Origin of the sequence: Collinsella sp. BIOML-A6, from assembly GCF_009875845.1 — a bacterium.
Lineage (GTDB): Bacteria > Actinomycetota > Coriobacteriia > Coriobacteriales > Coriobacteriaceae > Collinsella > Collinsella aerofaciens_H.
On record NZ_WWSL01000002.1, the window covers coordinates 74,995 to 97,469 of the forward strand.

Genomic DNA, 22,475 nt, shown 5'->3' on the forward strand with positions numbered 1-22,475 from the left:
ATGGAACATCTTCAGCGCATCATCCAAGAGTCGGTCGACGGTAAGGAAGTCGTGTTGGCGCACGTCATCGCGTCTCCCGCGCCGGATATCTACGACCGCATCGGCGTGCCGCATGGCCAATCCATCGGCATCCTCACGCTGTCGCCGGAGGAGACCTCCATTATCGCGGCCGATATCGCCGCGAAGGCGGCTCCGGTGAGCATCGGGTTTCTCGATCGCTTTACCGGTGCTGTGGTGGTCTTGGGCGACGTGCAAAGCGTCGAGACGTCGATGCAGGAGGTCGTTCGCGTTCTTCATGACGGCCTGGGATTTCGTGCCCATGAGGTCACGAGGTCGTGATGGGAGATCGCCTTATGATCATCGGCTTGCCCGGATCGGGTAAGTCGACGATCTCCGATCTGGTGGAGGGGGAGCCCTCCGACCACCAGCATCGGGAAGATTGCTTGTATCGTTCGCGCAGCTTCGAGGTTCCGGGGAGCTATATCGAGAACCACTGGATGCACAGCATCGTGATCATGTTGTCGCAAAACCAGGCTTCCGGGGTGCTCCTTTTGATCGACGGGGCGAGCGGCGAGACGCTCTACTCGAGCGGTTTTGCCCGTGCGTTCAACGAGCCCTGCTTGGGCGTGCTTACCAAGTGCGACCTGCTGAGCGAAGAGGAACGCGAGCAAGGGTTGGCCAGGCTCGTGGATGCTGGCGTCGATATGGCCCTGTGCCTTTCGACAACAACCGGCGAGGGCGTGAACGAATTATTGGACTGGGTGCGAAACCTCGCACCCAACGAGTGACCGATAACCAGAAAGGAGGAGACACCTATGTTCTATGTAACCGAAAACGAGCTGCGCGGCGCGTACAACCGGGAACACTTTTCCAGCTATACGCTGCCCGAGGATGCCAAGCTCACCCCGAGCGCCCGTCAGTTCCTCATCGACTTCCATATCGATTTCAATGAGGGCTACGGAGCTGCTTCCGGCACTGCGGGCACCGCTGTGACCGACCCGGCTCTTGCGGCGGCGCGTGCCGAGAACGCCTTGGCTTCGTTTTATGACGACATCGTCGTCCTGGGCGCTCGCCTGCGCATGCTGGGCCGCAACGCCCTGGGAATCGAAAACGATATCGCCCACGTGTGCGACGCGCTGGGAACCCTGTGGCAAAACCACACTGACCTGGGCGGTCTCCTTTCCGAATGCGAGACCGCAGGCGAGGTGCCGTCGGCACCCGTGCTCCCGCCGCTTTCCGCGGCAGTGCACCCGCTCTACTACGAGATGGCGCTGCTCGATGCCGAGCTTGCTCGCACGCAGCGCTTTTGGGCGCAGGCTGCGGGCGAGATGACGGCCGAGGGCCATGCCAGCGTAGACGCGTGGGCGCAAAGCGTGACTCGCTGCCGTGCATGCCTGGCTACGTGTTTGGAAAAGGTCGCAGGGGAGGCGCGCCATGGTTGATTTCGAGGCTGCCAACGCTCGCCTTCAAGATTTGCTCGATCGTGTGGGTAGCCCGCGCCCGGTAAGCGCCGACGAGCCCTTGTACTGCGGCCTCGACGTGGGCACCGCATTTATCGTGCTCGCTGTGGTTGACGCCGCGGGTGAGCCTGTGGCCTGCGCGTATCGCTTTGCCAGTGTGGTCAAGGACGGCATGGTCGTCGACTACATGGGCGCGGTCGATATCGCGCGCGAGCTCAAGGAAGAGCTCGAGCAACAGCTTGGGCGCGAGCTTGAGCCCTGTGCCGTGGCCCTTCCTCCGGGAACCGAGGGTCTCGACGGCGGCGTTGTCAAAAACGTCGCCGAGGGAGCGGGGCTCGACGTGGTTGCCGTCTTTGACGAGCCCACGGCCGCAAATCTGCTCATCGGTGCGCGCGATGGCGCCGTGGTGGATATCGGCGGTGGCACCACCGGCATCTCCGTCATTCAGAACGGCCGCGTGGTGGAGTGCATCGACGAGTCTACGGGCGGAACGCATTTCTCCCTTGTGCTGGCCGGTGCTCGCGGCATGAGCTTTGACGAAGCCGAGCTCTACAAACGCGACCCTGCTCATCACCGTGAGATTTTCCCCGTCGTCAAGCCCACGATCGACAAGGTGGCAAGCATTATCGCCCGTGCCATCGATGGCTATGACGTACCGGAGATTGTTCTGGTGGGCGGTACGGCCGAGCTCACGGGCATCGAGGCTCCGGTTGAGATGGCGCTGGGTATCCCGGTGCACAAGCCCAACCACCCCATGTTCGTGACGCCGCTGGGCATTGCCTTGGGATGCCAGGCTGCTGCCGCAGGTGACCTCGATGCTTGATATCAAGGTCATCAAGGCGCCTGCTCCCGGCACGATGGCGATCTTGCGCCAGCGTTCGGGCAATCGTTGGAACGAGGAGTTCCTGCCGGCGGCCGTGGGCCTTGTGCAGGGAAAGCTCATCGACATGGTTGTTGCGAGCGACATCGCCGAGAAGACGGCGGGCGTCGAGGTCACGGATATTCGCGGGAGCTGCCCGCAAAACATGATTCTTCTGGCCATCGCCGGAGACACGGCGGAGGTCATGGAGTGCTTGGAACGCATCAAGGAAGGAGGGGACGGCGCCAATGCTCATCTGTAAGCTCATCGATTCCATTTGGGCGACCCGTAAGTACGAGGAGCTCGACGGCATGAAGTTGATGCGCGTCGAGGTCATCGACGGCCCGGAATCCGGACGTCGCCTGGTGTGCGTCGACACCATCAGCGCGGGCACCGGAGACCGTGTGCTTGTGGCTACGGGTTCGGCTGCCTACCACTTCATGCGCGAGACCTTTGGTAAGAACGCACCCGTGGATGCGGCCATTGTAGGAATTATCGACGAAGACGTGAGTCTGTAGGAAAGGAGGAAGAGATGAAACGACTGATCAGTGCGGCCGACGTGAAGGCGGCGGCTGAGCATGGTGGCGTGCTGGCGATTGATGACAACACCATCGTGACCCCGCAGGCCAAAGACGAAGCTGCTGAGTTGGGCGTCGAGCTGGTCTTTGGTGCCGCGCCCGCAGCGACGCAGCACAAGACGGCTGAGCCTGCACCCGAGCATCACGAGGCACCTGTTGCCCGCAAGCCCGAGCATCACGAGGGGCACGAGGCCGCTATGAGTGCCGAGGAGATCGAGCGTCTTATTCGCGGCGCTCTGGACACCGGCATTTGGAGCGAGCAGCAGGTTGAGGATCTTCTTGGGCATGCCGCCCCGTTGACGGTGAGTGTTGGCGTGTCCGGTCGTCATGTCCATCTGTCCCAGGAGGACCTTGAGGCTCTGTTTGGAGCCGGCTACGAGCTCACTCCCATCAAAGAGCTCTCCCAGCCCGGACAATTTGCCGCCAAAGAGACAGTGACGCTCGTGGGCCCCAAGGGTGTTATCGAGCGCGTGCGCGTGCTTGGTCCCGTGCGCCCGTCCACTCAGGTTGAGGTGCTGCGCGGCGATACGTTCAAGCTGGGCGTTCCTGCTTGCGTGCGCATGAGCGGCAAGCTTGAGGGCACGCCGGGCATCACGCTCGCTGGCCCCCATGGCACCGTTGCCCTGTCCCAAGGCGTCATCGTTGCTGCGCGTCATATTCATATGACGTGCGATGAGGCCGCCAAGCGCGGGCTTCATGACGGCCAGATCGTGTCGATTGCTTTTGGCGGCGAGCGCGGCGGACGTCTTGACAACGTGGTCGTGCGTGCCAACAACACGAGCGCCCTCGATTGTCATATCGACACCGAAGAGGCAAATGCCTTCGGTATTAAAAACGGTTCTGTTGTAGAGATCATCAAGTAGATCTCTGCGAAATAGGAGGTAACAAAAATGGCAAACACTACCCAGGCCCTCGGCATGATCGAGACCCGTGGACTGATCGGCTCCGTCGAGGCCGCCGACGCCATGGTCAAGGCCGCAAACGTCACCCTCGTGGGTAAAGAGGAAATCGGCGGCGGCCTCGTGACCGTCTTCGTCCGCGGCGACGTGGGCGCCGTCAAGGCGGCAACCGACGCGGGCGCGGCAGCCGCCCAGCGCGTGGGCGAGCTCATCTCCGTGCACGTCATCCCGCGCCCCGACGGCTCCGTCGAGTCCATCCTGCCCGGTGCCAAGGCCTAAGTAAGCCATGGCAACGCGTGGATCCGGTACCGGCGGGAGCAAGAAGCTTCAGGAGAACGCCAAGAAGGCAGCTCCTGAGGTGACCGAAGCTCCCGCAAAGGCTCCCGCCGCAAAGAAGGAGCCCACATCTGCGCCGGCGGCTGCTCAGAAGGAGGCCTCCGCAAAGCCTGCGGCGGCTTCCAAAAAGGAGACCGTGGCAAAGCCCGCGGCGGCAAAGACGTCTGCTGCAAAGACGTCTGCTGCAAAGCCCAAATTGGAATCTGCGGCACCTGCACTCAACGAGAACGAGACCAAGGCGCAGCGCGAGGTCGAAGAGCATCCCGCGCCGCTCAAGGTCGAGCTTTCCGCAAAGGAAGCACCCGCTACCAAACCTGCAGGCGCGCCTGCACCCAAGGAAATTACTCAGGAGGTAACAAGAATGTCTAACGCTACCCAGGCCCTCGGCATGATCGAGACCCGTGGACTGATCGGCTCCGTCGAGGCCGCCGACGCCATGGTCAAGGCCGCAAACGTCACCCTCGTCGGCAAGGAGCGCGTCGGCGGCGGCCTCGTGACCGTCTTCGTCCGCGGCGACGTGGGCGCCGTCAAGGCGGCAACCGACGCGGGCGCAGCCGCCGCCCAGCGCGTGGGCGAGCTCATCTCCGTGCACGTCATCCCGCGCCCCGACGGCTCCGTCGAGTCCATCCTGCCCGGCGGCGCCGCATAATCGCGCGTCCGCACGAGCTGTTTTATCCGATTGATTCGAAAGGAGTCTCATGCAGGACTACGATTTCGACCTTCAGAGTATCCAGGCGGTTCGCGACCTCGCCCGCAAGGGTAAGATCGCTGCGAACCAGCTTGCTCATTACGACGAGGAACAGATCGACCGCATCCTCCGTAACATGGTGAAGGTTGCCGAGGAAAACGCCCAGGTGCTCGCCAGCATGGCTGTCGAGGAGACGGGCTTTGGCAAGGTTTGCGACAAGGTGTACAAGAACCATATCGCCAGCGCCTTGCTCTATGAGGAGATCCGCGACAAGAAGACCATCGGCGTTATCGACGCCGACGAGAAGAACCAGGTCATCTCCATCGCCGAGCCGGTTGGTCTGCTGATGGGCATCGTTCCCTCCACCAACCCCACCTCTACGGTCATCTACAAGGCGATGATCGCCCTCAAGGCGCGTAACGCTATCGTCTTTTCGCCGCATCCCGCTGCCGCCAAGTGCACGGGCATGGCCATCCAGCTCATGAACCAGGCAGCTGTCGAGGCGGGTGCCCCCGAGAACGTGATTCAGGGCATCACGCTTTCCTCCATGGCTGCCACCAACGAGCTCATGCATGCTCCCGAGGTTGCCATGATTATCGCTACCGGCGGCCCCGGCATGGTCAAGGCTGCCTACAGCTCCGGCAAGCCCGCACTGGGCGTGGGTGCTGGCAACTCGCCTGCCTATATCGAGCGCACCGCCAACGTGCACGATGCCGTCCGTCGCATCCTTGCCTCCAAGACGTTTGACTACGGCACGATCTGCGCTTCCGAGCAGAGTATCATCTGCGAGACCTGCAATCGCGATGCCGTGATGGCTGAGTTCCGCGCTCAGGGCGGTTACTTCATGACCGAGGAGGAGTGCAAGAAGGTTTGCGCTCTGCTCTTCCGCAACGGTCACTCCATGAGCCCCAAGTTCGTGGGCCACAGCCCGCAGTCGATTGCGCAGGCGGCTGGTATCACGATCCCCGAGGGTACTCGTGTGCTTATTGGCGAGCAGCACGGCGTGGGCGATGCCTGGCCGCTGTCCTACGAGAAGCTCACCACTGTTTTGGGCTTCTATACCGTCTCCAACTGGGAAGAGGCCTGCGAGCTCTCCATCGAGCTGCTGCAAAATGGCATCGGCCATACCATGAGCATCCACACCACCGATAAGGACATGGTGCGCAAGTTCTCCGTCAAGCCGGCTTCCCGCATCTTGGTGAACACCGGCGGATCCCAGGGCGGTACGGGCGTCATCACCGGTCTTGACGTCGCGCTCACGCTGGGCTGCGGCACCTGGGGCGGCAGCTCCGTTTCCGAGAACGTGGGCCCGCAGCATCTCATCAACGTGAAGCGCGTGGTCAATGGCCTGATCGAGCCCGACGAGGTTGTGGCTCACGATGAGCTGTTTGCCAAGTGGCATCCCGACCTGGCGGCGCTTCATACCGAGGCTGCAGCTTCCAGTGCCGGTTGCTGTGATGCCGCGTCCGGCACGGGCTGCTGCGACTCGAAGCCCCATCCGGTCTCGGGCATCAGCTACTCGGTGGGTTGCAACTGCACCGACGTATCTCCCGACGCTCTTGCAGGCGCCAAGCCCAACGACGTCATCGACGCCGACGAGCTCCAGAAGATGATTCACGAGCTCACGAATGCCTTCAAGGGCATCTAGTTTTTCTTGTAGCCAAACGCGTGGAAGCGGGGTGAAGTTGTGACAGGTCTTGAGCTTTCTCGTTCGTATTGCGAGCTCTACGCGCCATCCCTATTCGAGGGGCTACCGAGCGACGTTCGTTACCGCGCCGCGCTGGGTCTCGTTGGAGAGGGATCGGAATGCCTGGGCTTCGACGACGAGATTTCGCGCGACCACGACTTTGGTCCCGGCTTCTGCGTGTGGCTTTCTACCGATGTGTATGAGGAGTGGGGGTCGGAGCTTCAGCGCCGCTACGACCTTTTGCCTGTAAGTTTTAAAGGTTTTACGCGCCAGCAGACGCAGATGGCGGGCAAGCGCGTGGGGGTCTTTGAGACGCAGGCGTTCCATCGTCTCTACACCGGTCTTTCTCGTGCACCGCAGTGTGCAAAGGAGTGGCTCGCCATTCCCGAGCAGCTTCTCGCTCAGGTTACCTCCGGCGAGGTTTTTGCTGATCCGAGTGGCGAGTTCTCCGCCATGCGCGCGGTGTACCAGGGATTTTATCCAGACGAGGTCATGCGTAAGAAGTTTGCTGCCCACTGCGCCTCCATGGCGCAGGCGGGTCAGTACAACCTTCCGCGCTGCCTTAAGCGCAAAGATGCCGTCGCTGCCCAGGCGGCGCGCAGTGAGTTTTTGACAAGCGCCATGGCGGCGTTTCATCTGCTCGCCCATACGTACATGCCGTACTACAAGTGGGCGTATCGCTCGCTTGCCGAGCGCGCGTGCGCGCCTGTGCCGGTGCTCGATGCCGTGCGCTCCATCGCCGCGGCGCCGGTGGAGCAGGTGAATCAAGATGATGTCGAGGCGCTTTGCCAGACGGTTAGTGCATCTGCTCGCTTGGTTGGCTGGACGTCGTGCGGCAGTGACTTTTTGCTCGATGTTGCATTGGGCATTCAGGGTTCGTTGAGAGATCCGTATCTTGCTGCCTGTCCGCTTGCGGCAGGCGGATACCGATAGGGGGTTGGCATTGGGAGATTGCAGGACGTCATGCTCCGCACTTCGACAAGGCATGTCGGCGTTTTTCAATATGCCGGCGGTCGAGAAGTTGCTCGAAGACAAGGGCCTTGCTCATGCGGAAATCTCTGCGTTGCGGGAGCTCGTGCAGCTTGAATGGGTACATTTCGACACCGTTCAGGGTATGAGTGGACGCGCCGCCTGCCAAGACGACGCGGTGGGGTTCTTTGTCCATCGCGTTGCCCAGTACCTGAGTTTTCCTCGCGAGTCCATCATGGCTGTACGCGATGACGTGGTGGCTGCCGATGCGGCGGGCCGCAATGTGATTCGCGAGAAGTACGCACGCATGATGGAGGCGACCGATCCTGTGGCGTTTGCGCGCGATTGGTCGGGACGTCTGGAGGCTCCTTCGCCGGTTAAGTGCTGCGTGCTCGACGAGATAGAGGGTACGCTGCGAAGCATGCTCGATATCGCACAGTGCGAGCTTCCCGCGACGGCGCAGCATGTGAGGGGATCGATAACGCAGCCAAAACTCATCTCTTCGATTGGTTATTATGTCTGTGAGATTCAAAGCTATTCGCTGTCTACACTCACGTGTTTGCGTGACGGGTTGCAACGCCAGCTGAGCGACCACGTGAATCCTATTTTGGATACCTATGTGAATGCCGTACTCATTCAACGTGTTCTGGAGGCGTAAAGATGACTCATGTGAGCGATGACGAGCTGCACAACGGTCAGCTTTTGGGTATTGGCGAGGCAAGCCAGCTGTGCGGTATCACGTCTCGTACGCTGCGCCATTACGACAAGCTCAATCTTCTCCAGCCCGATTGCATAGGGGATAATAAATACCGCTATTACTCGCTCGAGACGCTTTTGCGCATTCCCATCATCAACTATCTCAAGATGATGGGTTTCTCGCTCGACGAGGTCTCCGAATTGTTTGAGACGCAGAGCTTTGACAAGATCAAGGGAATGCTCGGTGCTCATGCCGATGCCTGCACGCGCGAGATGACCCGTCTTGAGGAGTGCCGCCATACCATTCGGGATTGGATGGGGCTTATCGACGAGGCCAGTTTTGTCCTTTCGGTCAAGCCAAAGGACGTCAGCCTCAAGTACTTCTCCGGCCAGGAGTTTTTGGCCATGCCGTATCACTTCTGGGGCAACCATGCCGATGCGATCATCAACCTCGATTTCACCTCGTTTGTCGAGGAGCACGATAACGTGATCACTGGCCCCGTGATCTTGCATCACAGCAGCTTCGATGCGTGCTGCGAACCCGACCACGCCCAGAAGCATTCTGAGGTCACGGTCGTGCAGCATGCGCTGCGTCCCATTGCCGAGGAGAATCGCATGACGGTGAAAAGCGGCATGTATCTCTCCACGTATCATACGGGTCCGTTCGAGAATATCGGCGAGGCCCATCGACGCGTGCGCGATTATGCGCTCGCAAACGGTTTTAAGCCGGCCGATGGCGTGTTCGAGCGCTTTGTGACCGACTACTGGACCACTTACAATCAAGATCTTTTTGTCGCCGAGGTTCTTTTGCCCGTTGAGCGGTAACGACGCGACGACTCCCATGTAAAAATCGAAAGGGGCTCTCATGCAGGGCTTTAAGCTCACGACCGAATTGTTTTTTGGGTCGCAGGCCATCAATCATCTTGAGGGCCTGACCTATCACAACGTGCTGATTATCACCGATGGCTTTTTGGAGTCCTCGGGCATGGTCGCCAAGATGGCTCAGCACCTGCCCGCGGGCGCGCGCTACCAGACGTATTCCGACGTCAAGCCCGATCCGAGCCAGGAGCTCGTTGACGCAGGCGTCGCTGTGGTGGAGCGCGTTCAGCCGGATATGGTCATCGCCTTTGGCGGCGGTTCGTGCATCGATGCCACGAAGGCTATTTTGTACTTCGCCCACGAGCATGGACTGGACAAGCCGTATTTCCTGGCCATTCCTACCACGGCAGGTACGGGTTCGGAAGTTACCAACTTTGCCGTCATCACGCGTGGCGAGAACAAGGTTGTGCTGATCGACGATTTCCTGGCCCCCGACGGCGCCCTGCTCGAGGCCGATTTCACCAAGACCGTGCCGGCAAAGATCACGGCCGATACCGGTCTTGACGTACTGACACACGCCATCGAGGCCTATGTCTCTAACGCCGCCACGCCGTTTACCGATGCACTCGCCGTAAAGGCTGCCTCCACTGTGTTTGAGGACCTGCCGGTGGTCTATCGCGACGGTCTTGCCATGCGCAGCCGTACGCGCATGATCGAGGCCTCTTGCTCGGCAGGTATCGCCTTCACCAACGCCGGCCTGGGCATTAACCATTCGCTGGCACATGCTCTGGGCGGACGCTTCCATGTGGCCCACGGCCGCTTGAACGCCATCTTGCTGCCCTATGTGATGCGGTTCCATATGAGCGAGCCCAAATATCGCGAGCCGTATGACCGCCTAGCTCACGATTTGGGTATGGCCGATGCCGACGAGCTTCTTGCCCGCGTGCTTGAGCTACGCGAGTGCCTGGGTGTCGAGAATACCCTGTCCGACCTTCCGCAGTTTGAGTCGGCGGCGTTCGAGACCGAGCTCTCCGGCATCGCCGAGGCAGCCCAGCACGACCGCTGTACGCCGTCCAACCCACGTGCCGTATCCAAGCAGGACTTGGTCAACATCGCCCGCGATGCCTACTGCGGCCGCATGTGATAAAAGTCCACAAGTTTATTATGTCATGTTTAGCGCCGGGGGCACCTTGATGCCCCCGGCGCTAGCTGTTTTCGTGTGTAGACGAGCCGGTCGCTGCGCTTTGCATGGGGACTAGTCCTCGAGCAGGTCTTCGATAAAGCCGACGCGGTAGTTTTTGAAGATGACCTCGCCACCGTCTTGCGTGGCGTCCAGGTCGACATCGCCCATGATGCCAAAGTCGTGGTCGCCATCCTCGTCGGCAAAAATCTGGTGCACGTGCCACACGTGATCGGTCTTCTCGTCGCTCTCGTCGATGGTAAACATCGCGGCGCTGCGGGCGTCACCGTTGGTGAGAATTTCCTCGTGTTGCTCGTGGTAAGCGTCGAGTGCTTTTTGCCAACGGATTTCGCTCATGCCCCAGTCGTCGTCGAGCTCGCCCAGATCGCGAACGTGCCCGCGGGCAGCAAGGGTCACGCGGCGGAAGAGCGCGTTGCGCACCAACAGCGTGCAGCCGCGGCGGTCCGCCACGACCTCGTCGATTCCCTGCGGCGGCGCGGCGTCGAGGGCTGCCGGGTTGCCGGCGTTCTCCCATTCGTCCACCAGGCTCGAGTCCACCGAGCGCACCACAAAGCCCAGCCACGAGATAATGTCGCACAGGCGCTCGTCGCGCTTCTCGATAGGTACGGTGCGGTCGAGAGAACGGTAGGCCTCTGCCAGGTAGCGCAGTAAAATGCCTTCGGAGCGGGCGATGCCAAGCTTTTGAATGTAGCCCTTAAAATCGCTCGCGCTTTCCAGCATATCGCGCAGGACACTCTTGGGGGAGAGCTGGTAATCGTTTGCCCAGGGCACTTCCTGGCAGTACTTGTCAAAGGCGGCGTCGAGCAAATCCTCGAGCGGCTTTTCGTAGGTGACATCCTGGATGCGCTCCAGGCGTTCCTCATATTCGACGCCGTCAGCCTTCATTTCGGCCATCGCGCGGTCGCGCGCGGCGCGCTCCTGTGCACGCAATACCTGCTTGGGATCCTCGAGCGTAGCCTCGACCATCGAGATGAGGTCCATGGTATAGGTCTCGCTCTCGGGGTCGAGCAGCTCCAACGCGGCAAGCAAGAACGGCGAGAGCGGCTGATCGAGCGCAAAGTCCTCGGGCAGATCGACCGTCAGCGCATAGTCGATGTCTGGCGCGGCGTCAGCCGGGGCGTCGGGTGCGGGCGGCACCTCGGTGCGCACGACGACGCCGGAATCGATGAGCGTGGCGAAGATTTCGTCGGCGCGAACCTCGAGCTTTGCCTTTTCCTCGGGCGTTTGCAGGCTTGTCTCGATGAGGTCGTGTACGCGGGCTCGGGCATCGCCGCCCTGCTCGACCACGCTAATCACCATGGAGTGTGTGATGCGAAGGCGCGGCTTGAGCGTCTCGGGCTGCGTCTCGATCAGGCGCTCAAAGGTCTGCTTGTTCCAGGTGACAAAGCCCTCGGGGGCCTTTTTCTTTTTGATCTTACGGAGTTTCTTGGGGTCGTCGCCCGCCTTGGCCATAAGCTTGGCATTCTCGATCTCGTGCTCGGGTGCCTCGGCGATGACCATGCCCTCGGTGTCAAAGCCCGAGCGACCGGCGCGACCGGCGATCTGGTGGAACTCACGGGCGCGCAGGCGACGCATCTTGTAGCCGTCGAACTTGGTGAGCGCGGTGAGCACCACGGTGTGGATGGGTACGTTAATGCCGACGCCGAGCGTATCGGTACCGCAGATGACGGGCAGCAGGCCCTGCTGCGCCAAGCGCTCGACCAGCAGGCGATAGCGCGGCAACATGCCAGCATGGTGCACGCCGACGCCGCATCCAAGCAGGCGTTTGAGAATCTTACCAAAGGCCGTCGAGAAGCTCGTTCCCTTTGCTGCTTCTTTGATGGCCTCGCGCTGCTCCTTGCTGGCGATGCCAAAATTGGCGAGCGACTGTGCCGTCGCAAGGGCGGCATCCTGGCTAAAGTGCACGATATAGAGCGGGGCCTCGCCGCGGCGCATGGCGAGCTCGACGGTGCCCTCGAGGGAGGTCGTCACATAGTCGTAGTTCAGCGGAACAGGACGCGGGGCGTCGACAACCAAGTCGCAAGCAGCGCCGGTGTGTTCCTCGAGCGAGGCGGCGATCGCGGTGACATCGCCGAGCGTGGCGCTCATGAGCATAAACTGCGTGTGGGGCAGGGTGAGCAGCGGCACCTGCCATGCCCAGCCGCGGTCGGGGTCGGCAAAGTAGTGGAACTCGTCCATGGCCACGCAGCCTACGTCGGCGCCCTCGCCCTCGCGGAGTGCATCGTTGGCAAGGATTTCGGCCGTGCAGCAGATGACGGGCGCCTTGGTATTGATATGCGTGTCGCCGGTGATCATACCGACGTTATCGCGGCCGAGCACCTGCACAAGGTCGAAGAACTTCTCGCTGACCAGAGCCTTGATAGGAGCCGTGTAGTAGCAGCGCTTGCCCTGCGCCATGCCCATAAAGAGCATGCCCAGCGCGACAAGCGACTTGCCCGATCCGGTCGGCGTGCCCAGAATGACGTGATCGCCGGCAGCCAGGTCCATGAGGGCCTCTTCTTGGTGATCCCACAGCTCAATACCGCGATCGCTCGTCCACTCAAAGAAGCGCTCGAAGGCCTGATCGGGCGTGAGCCACGGTTCGGGCTCGCTGCCGTCCTCGGGCTCCCACCAGGTGGGGGAGAGCGCGCCGAGCGAACCGAACTCTGCCTCGGTTCCCGTGCCGCCCGAGAATGAACTGGCAGCGCCGGCGCCGGAAACGGTGTTGGCAGCGGTATCTGTCGTGGTCTGTACCATATGGTTGCTTTCTCTCGCGATTGTCCGCCATCCATTATGGCGTAGCGGCGGCGCGGGGCGCCAGCGCGCGAGAAAATGCAGGAAATGGGCGTTCCGCCCGGCCGTTTAGTGCAGCTGTCAGCTAAGTGAGTAGACTTTTTGCGATATCGCGAGCACATGGCTTTTGCGCAAGGGTTCTACCTGCGGTTTTAGTTTTCGCCATGCAGACTGTGCTCGGCTATTGCCAAAAAGTCTACTCACTTAGATTTGAGGACCGTCCGTCGGCGCCTATTTGCCGCTTGGTTGCCGATGCCGCGACTGCCAAAAGCCCCTAGGACTCCTGCGGCAAGCGCTTCTTGCCTTTCCGGGCGCGGTTTCTAAAGTTCTCGACGGCCTCTTCCATGCCCAGAGGTACATAGGTGAGCCCATCGAGGTTATCGGGCAGGTAGCACGCAAGACTTTGCTCCTGCATACGGCCCGCCGCGAGCGCATCGTCGCTGGGCTTCGCGCCGGGTGTGGCGCAAATGCCATAGACGGCGGCACCCATCTCGCGCGTGCGGCGCTCGTATTCGGTCTCGGGATGCTCGGGATGGTCGTGGCGAACGTCGTCACTTACCCAAAGTGTGTCGTAGCCTGCCGCGGCAAACTGCCCCAGGGCGTAGTCGCGCAGTGGCTTGCTGTCGGTGCGCAGCGTGACGGTAGCGCCGGCTGAAAAGAGCGGGCGATAGAGCATTAGGTGGTCGACATGGACGAGTCGTTTTTTGGCGTACTTGGCCTTGGGCTGCGGCGTGGGAAAGTTGATGGTGATGGCATCGAGCTCGCCTGCGGCAAACAACTGTGGAAGCGATGCAGCGCCTCGGGGCAGGACGAGTGCGTTGGATAGCTCCTGCTCGCAGATTTTCTGCGCGGCATAGGCAATGCAGATGGGCTCCTGGTCCATGCCGATAAAGAGCGTGTCGGGCTCGCGGTGGGCGCGCTCGATCAGATAGGTTCCTTTGCCACAGCCCAGATCCAGGTAAAGTTGCTCGAAGGGCTTGCCGCCTGCGGGCGCACAGGCCTTGCGCCAATCTCCGGCATAGGCCTCGGGGTTCGTCTCGATTGCATCGGCGTAGCGTTCCAGGCGCTCCTCGAGCACAAAGTTCTTAGGCGTGCGAACGTGGACGGCTCCCATGAGGCTCCTTGGTCATAAGTGTGGAACGCATTGCCGTGCGCTCTGTCAATGGGTTGAAAAAGGGTGGGCATAGTTTGTCCGATAATTGCGATACGGCTCGGCGGTAAGTTGTCGGTGCCTACAGACGCTTGAGAATCACATAGCGGTTGAGATCGCCGCTGCGACCGTCGGCATGGAAGCGCTCAAGCTCGCGTACGGGGACCTCGCCGCTCTTGTAGAACGTACGGACGCCGCGCACCAAGTCGGTGATCTGCTGATCGTCAAAGTGGTGGCAATAGCGGTAGGCATGGCGGTCGTTTTGCCAGCCGATGAGGTGGTCTCCGGCTTCAAACTGCGCGGAATCGTAGCCCTCAAACGGCGGGGTGAGCTCGGCGCGGGCTTCGGCACGAACGGCCTTGCGCGCCATGCGCTCGTCATTCATAAACTCCCAAAAGCTGATGACGATGATGCCGCCCGGGCGCGTCTGGCGCACCAGGGCGTCGAGCACGCGTACGCGGTACTCGCATGACGGCACGTGGTGCATAAAGCCAAAGCACACCGAGATATCGGCGAGTGGCGCGTCGAAAAGCACGTCGGGTGTCTCGGCGGGGTTGAGCTTCATGAGGGCGTCGAGCACGTCGAGTTCCTGGAAGTGCAGGTTGGGAATGCGCAGGGCGTGGCCGCGCGCATCGATGGCCAAATCCTGACACGAGTCGACGCCGTAGAATTCAAACGGGCAGCTGGCATCCGCCGAGGGGCTCGCGCCGTCGACGCCCTTGGCAGCCAGCGTGCCACCGGCGGCAAAGTTCTCGAATCGCATATTGCCGCAGGCAAGATCGAAGATGCGGACGGGATGCTCGATGGTGGCGACGTCGAGCTGCTCGAGCGCGATATCCATGGTGCGCACCCAGCCGGGCCACGGGGCCTGGCGCGTATCGGAAAAGGAGGCGGAGTGTTCGCGATAAAACGTATTGTTGAGCTGGATGAGCGATGAGGCGAAATCGCGGTTCACGGCGCGGAACTCCCTCCGTTGGCGGTGTGGAATAAACAATACGACCATACTACCGTTAACGCCACAACGGGGACAACCGAGCTGCGGATCAATGCTTTGTTTGGACACATTTCCGCAGCTCATATGTGCCCGCAACCGCCGGTTGTCAAAAATCTCACTAAAATAGGTGGCATGATTATGGCGGTGGCGGATAGATTTTTAACTGTGCAAGGCGCCTTAAGAAACAAACGGTCCGGCGGCACGGCTGGCAAAAGCATAGGAGGAACCATGAATGTAGAAACTGCGCAGCGGCTCGCCGACCTTCGCCGCAGCAAGGGCTTTAGCCAAGAAGGGCTGGCGCGAAAGCTGGGGCTGTCGCGCCAGGCGGTCAGTAAATGGGAGCGCGCGGAGAGCTCGCCCGATACCGAGAACCTGATCTCGCTCGCCAAGCTCTATGGCGTGAGTCTGGACGAGCTGCTCAATCCGAGCGATGAGATCGAGGACGATATCAAGTTTGAGAACGAGGACCGCGCCAGCCAGCGCGAGGCCGAGGCGGCAGAGCGCGCCCGCACCCATGAGGCGGCGGCACGCGCCACCGAAGCGGCAACACAGGCGAGTGATGCTGCGGCCAAGGCGGCGCAAGCGGCAAGCTGGAGTGCGCAAGCCGCCAATGCTGCTACGGCGCAGGCGACGAGTGGCGACGCAGTTGGCTCGACTCCGGTGAAGGGCCCCTTCCAGTCGTTCCCGTATTGGGCCGTGTGCTGGCTGCTGTTCTTTTTGCTGATGTTCCTGGTTGGTGGCAGCCCCTTTCCCGCACTGATCTTCTTTACGATTCCCATCTATCACTGGGTGGCGCGTGCGCTCGATGGCGATTGGGCGCGCGGGGATATCCAGGTTGGTCCGGCGCCGGTGGCGATCAAGGCCCAGGGGAAGGATACTTCTGCGGAACCTGATACTGACGTGGCTACCACGGCCACCGCTGAGCCGATTTCCAAAGAGGGTGACGAATGATGAAGCTTTCGCATGAATCCAAGGTACGCCTGGGTGTTGGCATCGGAGCGTTTGTGCTCATTGTTGGGCTTGTCTTTGGCATTTCGCGGACATTGATTCATTTTGATGGTCCGTGGGGCCTCGGCACTATTGCATCCGGCTTGTCCGGTATGGACGATGTGGTTGACGATGACGATCTTTTGGATGACGGTAACTATTCCGCTCAGCCTCAGCAGCTTTCGAGTGCGACCTTTGATGCCGATAAGTTCCGTTACCTCGATTTCGATATCAATGCGGCTTCGGTGGACGTCAAGGTTGTTGATGGCAACAAGGCTCGCGTTATCGAGCGGGGGCGTGTTGCCAAGGGTATGGATGCCTCCAAGGCCGCGACGCAAAACATCGCATCCGTCGAGGACTCGACGCTCAAGGTTTCTCAGTTTGGAAGTGATGACGGTAAGGCAATCGATCGCACAGTTACGGTCGAGCTGCCGCGCCGTGTTGCCGAACATCTGAAGGGAGTCAACGCGCACGTGGGCTCGGGTGATCTGCAGATTGCCGGTGTCACCTGTGATGGTTTCGACCTTTTCCTGGGTGCGGGAGATGTAGAGTTTACGGGCAGCGTGACTGATGCGCTCAGTGCTGAGGTCGGTTCGGGCGATGTGACGTTCGAGCTCTACCAGGCCCCCGCGAAGTCGATGAACGTAAGCGTGGACTCGGGCGATGTGGAGATGACGGTTCCGAACTCTACGGGCTTTAAGGCGAGCCTCACCTTGGGCAGTGGCGACTTCGAGAGCGATTTCCTTCCGCTTGGCTACGACGGCGAGACCATTTTGAATCTTGAATTCGATAATGGCGATAAGTCCGCCACGTATCGTTTTGAGGTTGGTTCGGGCGACGTGTCGTTCAATCCGGAATGACGACGGCGGGCTAAGTCCGCAAACATAGATGCTTATACGCGCTGTTTGATGTAGGCGCCGGAGCCGTGACGGGCTCCGGCGCCTTTGCCTTTACAATGGGGTCATGGAACAGATTATTTTGAACATACTCGATGCCCTGCGTCGCGGCGAGACCGTGGACGACAAGGCGCTCGTCAAACTGATACATGCCGAGGCGCACCGCGAGGGTGCCGACAAGCGCGATCTGGCCAAGCGCCGTCTGCTGCCGTTCTACCAGCGGGTAAAACGTGAGGAGCCGGCTCGTTGGGCTGGGTGGAATGTCGATGCCGAGCTGGAACGTCAACTGCTGCAGGTGCTGCGTATGAAGCCTCGTCGCACGGCTTCGGGCGTGGCAACCATTACCGTCATCACCAAGCCGTGGCCGTGCTCGGGCGATTGCCTGTTTTGCCCCAACGACCTGCGCATGCCCAAAAGCTATTTACATGCCGAGCCGGCGTGTGCCCGTGCAGAGCAAAACTGCTTCGATCCATATCTGCAGGTGAGCGCCCGTTTGACCGCGCTTTCGCAGATGGGTCATGCGACCGATAAGATCGAGCTCATTGTGCTTGGCGGTACCTGGAGCGACTATCCGCAAGGGTATCAGATGTGGTTTATGTCGGAGCTCTTCCGCGCGCTCAATGACGATGCCGTGGCCGGCGTGGCGGCCAACCCCATGTTGGCGCGTCCGGGCATCAGCCGTGCCGAGGCAGGGCGCCTGCTCGATGACGCTCCCGCCGATGCCCTGCCGCCGGTGGTGGCGGAGCGTCGCGAACGCTATCGGGCCGTCGGTATTGCGACCGACGAGGCCGAGCTTGCGAGCGGTGTTACCGACGAGCAGGGGCGTGTGGATGCTGCCGTGGGTGGCTATAACCGCGCGGTGCGTCGTCTGTACGGACCCGGTACGCCGTGGGGCGAGGTTGCCGAGTGGCAGACCGCCACGATGGATGAGCTTGAGCGTCAGCAGCGCGTCAACGAGACGGCGAAGCATCGCGTGGTGGGGCTCGTTATCGAGACGCGCCCCGATGCTGTAACGCCGCAGGCCCTCAAGCTCATCCGCCGCCTGGGTTGCACCAAGATTCAGATGGGCATCCAGAGCCTCGACCAGCACCTGCTCGATATCAACGAGCGCCGCATTTCGGTGGCTCAGATCGAGCAGGCGTTTTCGCTTGCGCGCCTGTTTGGCTTTAAGATCCATGCGCATTTTATGCTCAACTTACTGGGCGCCACACCCGAGGGGGACAAGCGCGACTACGAGCGCTTTATGACCGAGGGGGCCTTTATGCCCGACGAGGTCAAGGTCTACCCGTGTGCGCTCATTGAGGGTTCGCGTCTGGTGGGCCGCTATGAGCGCGGCGAGTGGCGTCCCTATACCGAGGAAGAGCTGCTCGATGTGCTGGCCGACGATATCGTGGTGACGCCGGCGTTCTGCCGCATCAGCCGCATGATCCGCGACTTTAGCTCCGACGACATCATGGTGGGCAACAAGAAACCCAACCTGCGTCAGCTCGTTGAGAACCGCCTGGCTGCTCGGGGGAATGGTGCGACGGTGCGCGAGATTCGCTATCGCGAGATCAGCACGGCGGGTGCCGACCTGGATGAACTGTCACTTGATGAGGTCGCTTACGAGACGCCGGTGACGCGCGAGTACTTTTTGCAGTGGGTGACACCCGAGGGCAAGATCGCGGGCTTTTTGCGCCTGTCTCTGCCCGTTCGCGCTTTTGTTGCCGCACATGCGGACGAGCTGCCGACGATGCCGAACGAGGCGATGATTCGCGAGGTGCACGTGTATGGCATGGCGGCACGCGTGGGCGACCAAGGCCAGGCGGCCCAGCACCATGGACTGGGTCGGTCGTTGGTGGAGCGTGCGTGCCATATTGCTCGGGACGCGGGCTATACGCACATCAACGTGATAAGCGCGATCGGTACGCGCGAGTACTATCGCCATTTGGGTTTTTATGACCACGGACTCTATCTGCAAAAGGAGCTCTAGATGAACAGGCCGAGTGTTTCTGCTGGCGTCGTTGCCGGTGTTGCTCTGGGAGCCGCGGCGCTTGGTGCGGCCGCCGTCGCTGTTCGTGCTGCCTGTCTGCAGGTTGCGCGAACCCGCAATGGGTTGGCGCGTGTGAAACGCGTGCACGATGAGGGCGGTGACGAGGTCCGTGTGCTCGTGCAGGGCGGCGTCTACCAAAGCGCGAGCTATGTTGGCGATCGTTGGGCGGAGCCCGTCTTTGAGTACTATCGTGCATTTGACAATGTGTTTGAGGCCGAGGACGCAATGCGTGATGCTTACGGGCATGGTATCGACCGTATGCTCATGCTGGGCGGCGGTGGGTTTGCCTATCCCAAGTTCGCGTTGATGTCGCACGAGAGCTTGCGCATGGACGTCATTGAGTACGATGCCGAGATTACGCGCCTGGCGCGCCGCTGGTTCTACCTAGACGAGCTGGAGCGCGCGGCGGGCGATCGCCTGCGGGTAATAACCGCTGAGGCTCGCTCGTATTTGGGTGTGACGAGCGTGGGCCATCGTCGCTACGACGTGGTCGTGAGCGATTGCTTTGGCGGTGCCGAGCCCGTGCGCGAGCCGGCGACGGTTGAGGCATTGCGTTTGGTGCAAGGCGGCCTGAACCCCGGGGGCATCTATGTTGCCAATATCGTGAGTGCGAACAGGGGGAGCGACGTGACGTTCCTGCGCGATTGCGCCGCCACGGCACTCGAGGTATTCGCCCACGCCTGGGTGGTCCCATGTGGCGATACGGAGTTCGGCGGCGAGGAGAACTACCTGCTCATCGCCAGCGACGGCGACTACGCTTTTGCCGAAGCCGTGCCCTTCGACACCGACTTCCTTGGCATCGTCCTTCACGACTAGCCTATTGGGAGTAGTCAATTTGGGACGGGGCTATTTTAGCTACCCAAGCAGGTAGCGCGAACGGGTTGGCCGATTGGCGGCAGGGGTAGCTAAAATAGCCCCGTCCCAAATTGACTACTCATATAGTCGGCCCCGTTTTATGTGTGGTCGCGCCAGCTGAGAACGCGTTGCTTCATACCCTCGATGTCGAGCACGCCTTCGGCAAAGCCTTTGCGCACGAGCTCCTCGGGAACAAACTCGTCGTAGCGATCAAAATAAGGCATCTCGCCGGGATAGACGAACTCGATGGGGTCGAAGTCCTTCTCGGCCTCGGCGGCGAGCACCTCAAAGAATGTCTCCTCGTCGGCCTTCATCTTGAACTGCATAAAGTATGGACGCGACGGATCGAGCCCGCGAAGGCCAAGCTCCGCGGCGCATTTAATCTTGAGCATGCGTTCGAGCGCCAGAAAGGCGTAGCTGCCCAGCCAGGGGAAGAGCACCCAGGTGTCGCCGCCCAGGTTGATAAGCGGTTTAATTCCCGCGCCCGAAATCTCGGCGGTATGACGAGCCTGCGCAAGGCGTGCCCGTGCGTTGCCCATGAGATACGGATATGCCGCATGCTCGTTGAGCGCCTTGCGCATGCGCTCGAGTACATGCGTATTGATGTCTCCGGGGCAGTCGCCAAAGTAGGCCGGCACCCGGCCCTTGACCTGCGTGGCAAAGACAGTGTGGCGCTTCCAGTCCACTTCCTCGACGATCCAGCAATGGCCCGCGATGGCGATGCGCTCGCCAGGTGGTGGCGGGTTGACAATCGTGCCCAGCTCGGCCGATTCGCTCCGGACGGTAAACTCCTCGTTCTCCTGGAACACGGCGTAGAACTTAAAGTTGTTGATGATGCGCTCTCCCGCGAGACCCACGATAAGCCCGCCACCTTCGGTGACCTGGATATGGTCGATCTTGATGAGGTGGCGCAGCAGTATGCGATAGTCATCGGCCGAGACACGGTGGAAATAGCTGAGCGTGAGCACGCGCTGAGCAAGCTCGGCCGGTGTGAGCTCGCCGGTACTGGCGAGCGTCGACATAGTCTGGTGGTAGAGCAAACTGTAGGGGAGTCGATCGAGCTCGGGTGGCTCAACCCACTTTTCCTCGCGATAGAGTTGAACGAGCGCGATGCCCTGTAGGAGCTTCCAGGGAATGGTCTCGGGCATTATCGTGCGCGGCTCGGGTTCTTCCTCGCGCATGACAAACCACATCTCGGGTGGAAGGTCGCGACGACCTGTGCGCCCCATGCGCTGTAAAAAGGAGCTGACGGTAAACGGCGCATCGATCTGGAACGCGCGCTCCAGGCGGCCGATATCGATACCGAGCTCCAACGTAGAGGTGGTGACGGTTGTCTGCGCCTGTTCCTCGTCGCGCATGAGCTCCTCGGCCGTCTCGCGCAGCGATGCCGAAAGGTTGCCGTGATGGATTAGAAAGCGGTCGGGCTCGTGCCGGCTCTCGCAGTAGCTGCGCAGCATGGAGCACACGGCCTCTGCCTCCTCGCGCGAGTTGGCAAAGACCAGGCACTTGCGGCCGCGCGTATGCTCAAAGATGTAGCCCATGCCGGGGTCGGCGTTGTCGGGTGCGGTGTCGGTGGGGTTGAGCAGTGCCTGTTCGGTTGCCTGCGGGATGTCGACTTCGCCTTCGGGGGCTGAGGAGGTGCGACGGTCCTTGGGGGCAGCCTTGCCCCGTGCCTGCTCGCGACGTTGGCGGCGTTCCTCCTGTGTGAGTTGCCCGCTATGACGCATATCTTGGGTGCTGACGGGCAGTGCCGCGGGTGGTGCCGCCGCAACTCGCTCGCATGCGAGCACCTCAGCTTCCTGCGGACCTGTGCCCGTGAATCCTCGCTGCTGCGCCTGGGGACCCGAGTTGTAGAAGTGCTCCATGGAGATACGCCACACGCGGCGCGGTTCCTCAAAGCGGGGGATGACGCAGTCGCGTCCCGTTCCCTGTGAGAGAAAGGCGCCCGTGCGCTCGGGGTCGCCGATGGTAGCCGAAAGACCGATGCGGCGGGGTTGCACGCCTGCCATGCGCGAGAGGCGCTCGATAAGGCAGAGCGTCTGCCCGCCGCGGTCGCCGCGCATGAGCGAATGCACCTCGTCGATAACCACATAGCGCAGGTCGCAAAACATACGCGGGATTGCCATGTGCTTGTGGATCAGGAGTGCCTCGAGTGATTCGGGCGTAATCTGTAGGATACCGCTCGGTTTTTTGATGAGCTTTGCCTTGTGCGACTGTGAGACATCGCCATGCCAGTGCCAGACGGGGATATCGGCTTCTTCGCACAGGTCGTTGAGGCGGACGAATTGGTCGTTGATGAGCGCCTTGAGGGGGCCAATGTAGAGGGCGCCCACGCTTGCGGGCGGGTTCTCCCAAAACTCGGTCAGGATGGGAAAGAAGGCCGCCTCAGTTTTGCCAGATGCCGTGGATGCCGTCAGGAGCACATTGTCTTGCGTGTTGAAGATGGCATCTGCCGCCGCAACCTGGATAGAGCGTAGACTCTCCCAATCGTGGGAGTAAATGAAATCCTGGATAAACGGGGCGTAGCGGTCAAAAGCGTTCATGGGACCTCCTCTCAACAACGGGCTATCAAACGCAACGGGCAATGGGTCGTCGAA

At 61.0% G+C, this 22,475-nt stretch carries 22 protein-coding genes; 18 read left to right on the plus strand and 4 right to left on the minus strand.

Features of this window, described 5'->3' with window-relative positions:
* From GT495_RS01060 to GT495_RS01125, 14 genes are all read left to right on the plus strand, one after another.
* Positions 1-339, plus strand: a complete 339-nt coding sequence (locus GT495_RS01060; protein WP_022387084.1) for a BMC domain-containing protein — start codon at positions 1-3, stop codon at positions 337-339.
* The gene (locus GT495_RS01065; RefSeq protein WP_192924088.1) at positions 339-788 is read left to right on the plus strand and encodes a EutP/PduV family microcompartment system protein; all 450 of its coding nucleotides are present in this window, start codon (positions 339-341) and stop codon (positions 786-788) included. Before GT495_RS01060 ends, GT495_RS01065 begins: the two co-directional genes overlap by 1 nt.
* 27 nt (positions 789-815) lie before the next feature.
* The gene (locus GT495_RS01070; RefSeq protein ID WP_161161712.1) at positions 816-1,442 is read left to right on the plus strand and encodes a hypothetical protein; all 627 of its coding nucleotides are present in this window, start codon (positions 816-818) and stop codon (positions 1,440-1,442) included.
* Positions 1,435-2,283 carry an ethanolamine utilization protein EutJ gene (eutJ, locus tag GT495_RS01075; protein ID WP_156598385.1) on the plus strand — a complete coding sequence of 283 codons (849 nt, stop codon included), beginning with the start codon at positions 1,435-1,437 and terminating at the stop codon, positions 2,281-2,283. Before GT495_RS01070 ends, eutJ begins: the two co-directional genes overlap by 8 nt.
* The gene (locus GT495_RS01080; protein ID WP_075844452.1) at positions 2,276-2,581 is read left to right on the plus strand and encodes a BMC domain-containing protein; all 306 of its coding nucleotides are present in this window, start codon (positions 2,276-2,278) and stop codon (positions 2,579-2,581) included. The genes eutJ and GT495_RS01080 overlap by 8 nt, the downstream gene beginning before the upstream one ends.
* Complete coding sequence (locus tag GT495_RS01085) at positions 2,568-2,837, plus strand: EutN/CcmL family microcompartment protein (protein ID WP_040221112.1); 270 nt, start codon at positions 2,568-2,570, stop codon at positions 2,835-2,837. The genes GT495_RS01080 and GT495_RS01085 overlap by 14 nt, the downstream gene beginning before the upstream one ends.
* Positions 2,838-2,851: 14 nt before the next feature.
* The gene (gene pduL / locus GT495_RS01090; protein ID WP_240128048.1) at positions 2,852-3,760 is read left to right on the plus strand and encodes a phosphate propanoyltransferase; all 909 of its coding nucleotides are present in this window, start codon (positions 2,852-2,854) and stop codon (positions 3,758-3,760) included.
* 27 nt (positions 3,761-3,787) lie between these two features.
* Entirely contained in the window at positions 3,788-4,075 is a 288-nt protein-coding gene (locus tag GT495_RS01095) for a BMC domain-containing protein (protein ID WP_075844449.1), read from the plus strand.
* Positions 4,076-4,493: 418 nt separating this feature from the next.
* A complete protein-coding gene (locus GT495_RS01100) occupies positions 4,494-4,781 on the plus strand; it encodes a BMC domain-containing protein (RefSeq protein ID WP_075844702.1) in 288 nt (95 codons plus the stop codon).
* Positions 4,782-4,830: 49 nt separating this feature from the next.
* Positions 4,831-6,468: an acetaldehyde dehydrogenase (acetylating) gene (locus GT495_RS01105; protein WP_161161859.1), complete on the plus strand. Its 1,638-nt coding sequence runs from the start codon at positions 4,831-4,833 to the stop codon at positions 6,466-6,468.
* A 39-nt stretch (positions 6,469-6,507) separates the two neighbouring features.
* Complete coding sequence (locus tag GT495_RS01110; protein ID WP_161161858.1) at positions 6,508-7,440, plus strand: DUF4037 domain-containing protein; 933 nt, start codon at positions 6,508-6,510, stop codon at positions 7,438-7,440.
* A 52-nt stretch (positions 7,441-7,492) separates the two neighbouring features.
* Complete coding sequence (locus GT495_RS01115; RefSeq protein WP_161161857.1) at positions 7,493-8,134, plus strand: DUF4125 family protein; 642 nt, start codon at positions 7,493-7,495, stop codon at positions 8,132-8,134.
* Positions 8,135-8,136: 2 nt separating this feature from the next.
* Positions 8,137-8,997 carry a MerR family transcriptional regulator gene (locus tag GT495_RS01120; protein WP_161161856.1) on the plus strand — a complete coding sequence of 287 codons (861 nt, stop codon included), beginning with the start codon at positions 8,137-8,139 and terminating at the stop codon, positions 8,995-8,997.
* A gap of 40 nt (positions 8,998-9,037) precedes the next feature.
* Positions 9,038-10,135, plus strand: a complete 1,098-nt coding sequence (locus GT495_RS01125; RefSeq protein ID WP_161161855.1) for a 1-propanol dehydrogenase PduQ — start codon at positions 9,038-9,040, stop codon at positions 10,133-10,135.
* Between the two features lie 111 nt (positions 10,136-10,246).
* Here GT495_RS01125 and GT495_RS01130 read toward each other — a convergent pair whose 3' ends face one another.
* The 3 genes from GT495_RS01130 to GT495_RS01140 all read right to left on the minus strand — a co-directional run bounded on the left by GT495_RS01130 (position 10,247) and on the right by GT495_RS01140 (position 15,069).
* On the minus strand, positions 10,247-12,928 hold the full coding sequence (locus GT495_RS01130) for an RNA helicase (protein ID WP_161161854.1): 2,682 nt from the start codon (positions 12,926-12,928) through the stop codon (positions 10,247-10,249).
* Positions 12,929-13,238: 310 nt separating this feature from the next.
* The gene (locus GT495_RS01135) at positions 13,239-14,078 is read right to left on the minus strand and encodes a tRNA (guanosine(46)-N(7))-methyltransferase TrmB (RefSeq protein WP_156598402.1); all 840 of its coding nucleotides are present in this window, start codon (positions 14,076-14,078) and stop codon (positions 13,239-13,241) included.
* A gap of 118 nt (positions 14,079-14,196) precedes the next feature.
* Positions 14,197-15,069 (minus strand): bifunctional 2-polyprenyl-6-hydroxyphenol methylase/3-demethylubiquinol 3-O-methyltransferase UbiG, encoded by an 873-nt coding sequence (locus GT495_RS01140; RefSeq protein ID WP_161161853.1) that lies wholly within the window; start codon positions 15,067-15,069, stop codon positions 14,197-14,199.
* Between the two features lie 267 nt (positions 15,070-15,336).
* On the opposite strand from GT495_RS01140, the gene GT495_RS01145 reads away from it, so the two are divergent.
* The 4 genes from GT495_RS01145 to GT495_RS01160 all read left to right on the plus strand — a co-directional run bounded on the left by GT495_RS01145 (position 15,337) and on the right by GT495_RS01160 (position 19,839).
* Entirely contained in the window at positions 15,337-16,059 is a 723-nt protein-coding gene (locus tag GT495_RS01145; protein WP_161161852.1) for a helix-turn-helix domain-containing protein, read from the plus strand.
* Positions 16,059-16,955 carry a DUF4097 family beta strand repeat-containing protein gene (locus GT495_RS01150; RefSeq protein WP_161161851.1) on the plus strand — a complete coding sequence of 299 codons (897 nt, stop codon included), beginning with the start codon at positions 16,059-16,061 and terminating at the stop codon, positions 16,953-16,955. The genes GT495_RS01145 and GT495_RS01150 overlap by 1 nt, the downstream gene beginning before the upstream one ends.
* Before the next feature lie 103 nt (positions 16,956-17,058).
* Positions 17,059-18,963: an elongator complex protein 3 gene (locus GT495_RS01155; protein ID WP_161161850.1), complete on the plus strand. Its 1,905-nt coding sequence runs from the start codon at positions 17,059-17,061 to the stop codon at positions 18,961-18,963.
* Positions 18,964-19,839 (plus strand): spermidine synthase, encoded by an 876-nt coding sequence (locus tag GT495_RS01160; protein WP_161161849.1) that lies wholly within the window; start codon positions 18,964-18,966, stop codon positions 19,837-19,839.
* Positions 19,840-19,976: 137 nt separating this feature from the next.
* Here the strand turns inward: GT495_RS01160 and GT495_RS01165 are convergent, their stop codons facing one another.
* Positions 19,977-22,421 carry a DEAD/DEAH box helicase gene (locus GT495_RS01165; RefSeq protein WP_161161848.1) on the minus strand — a complete coding sequence of 815 codons (2,445 nt, stop codon included), beginning with the start codon at positions 22,419-22,421 and terminating at the stop codon, positions 19,977-19,979.
* Positions 22,422-22,475: the final 54 nt, after the last annotated feature.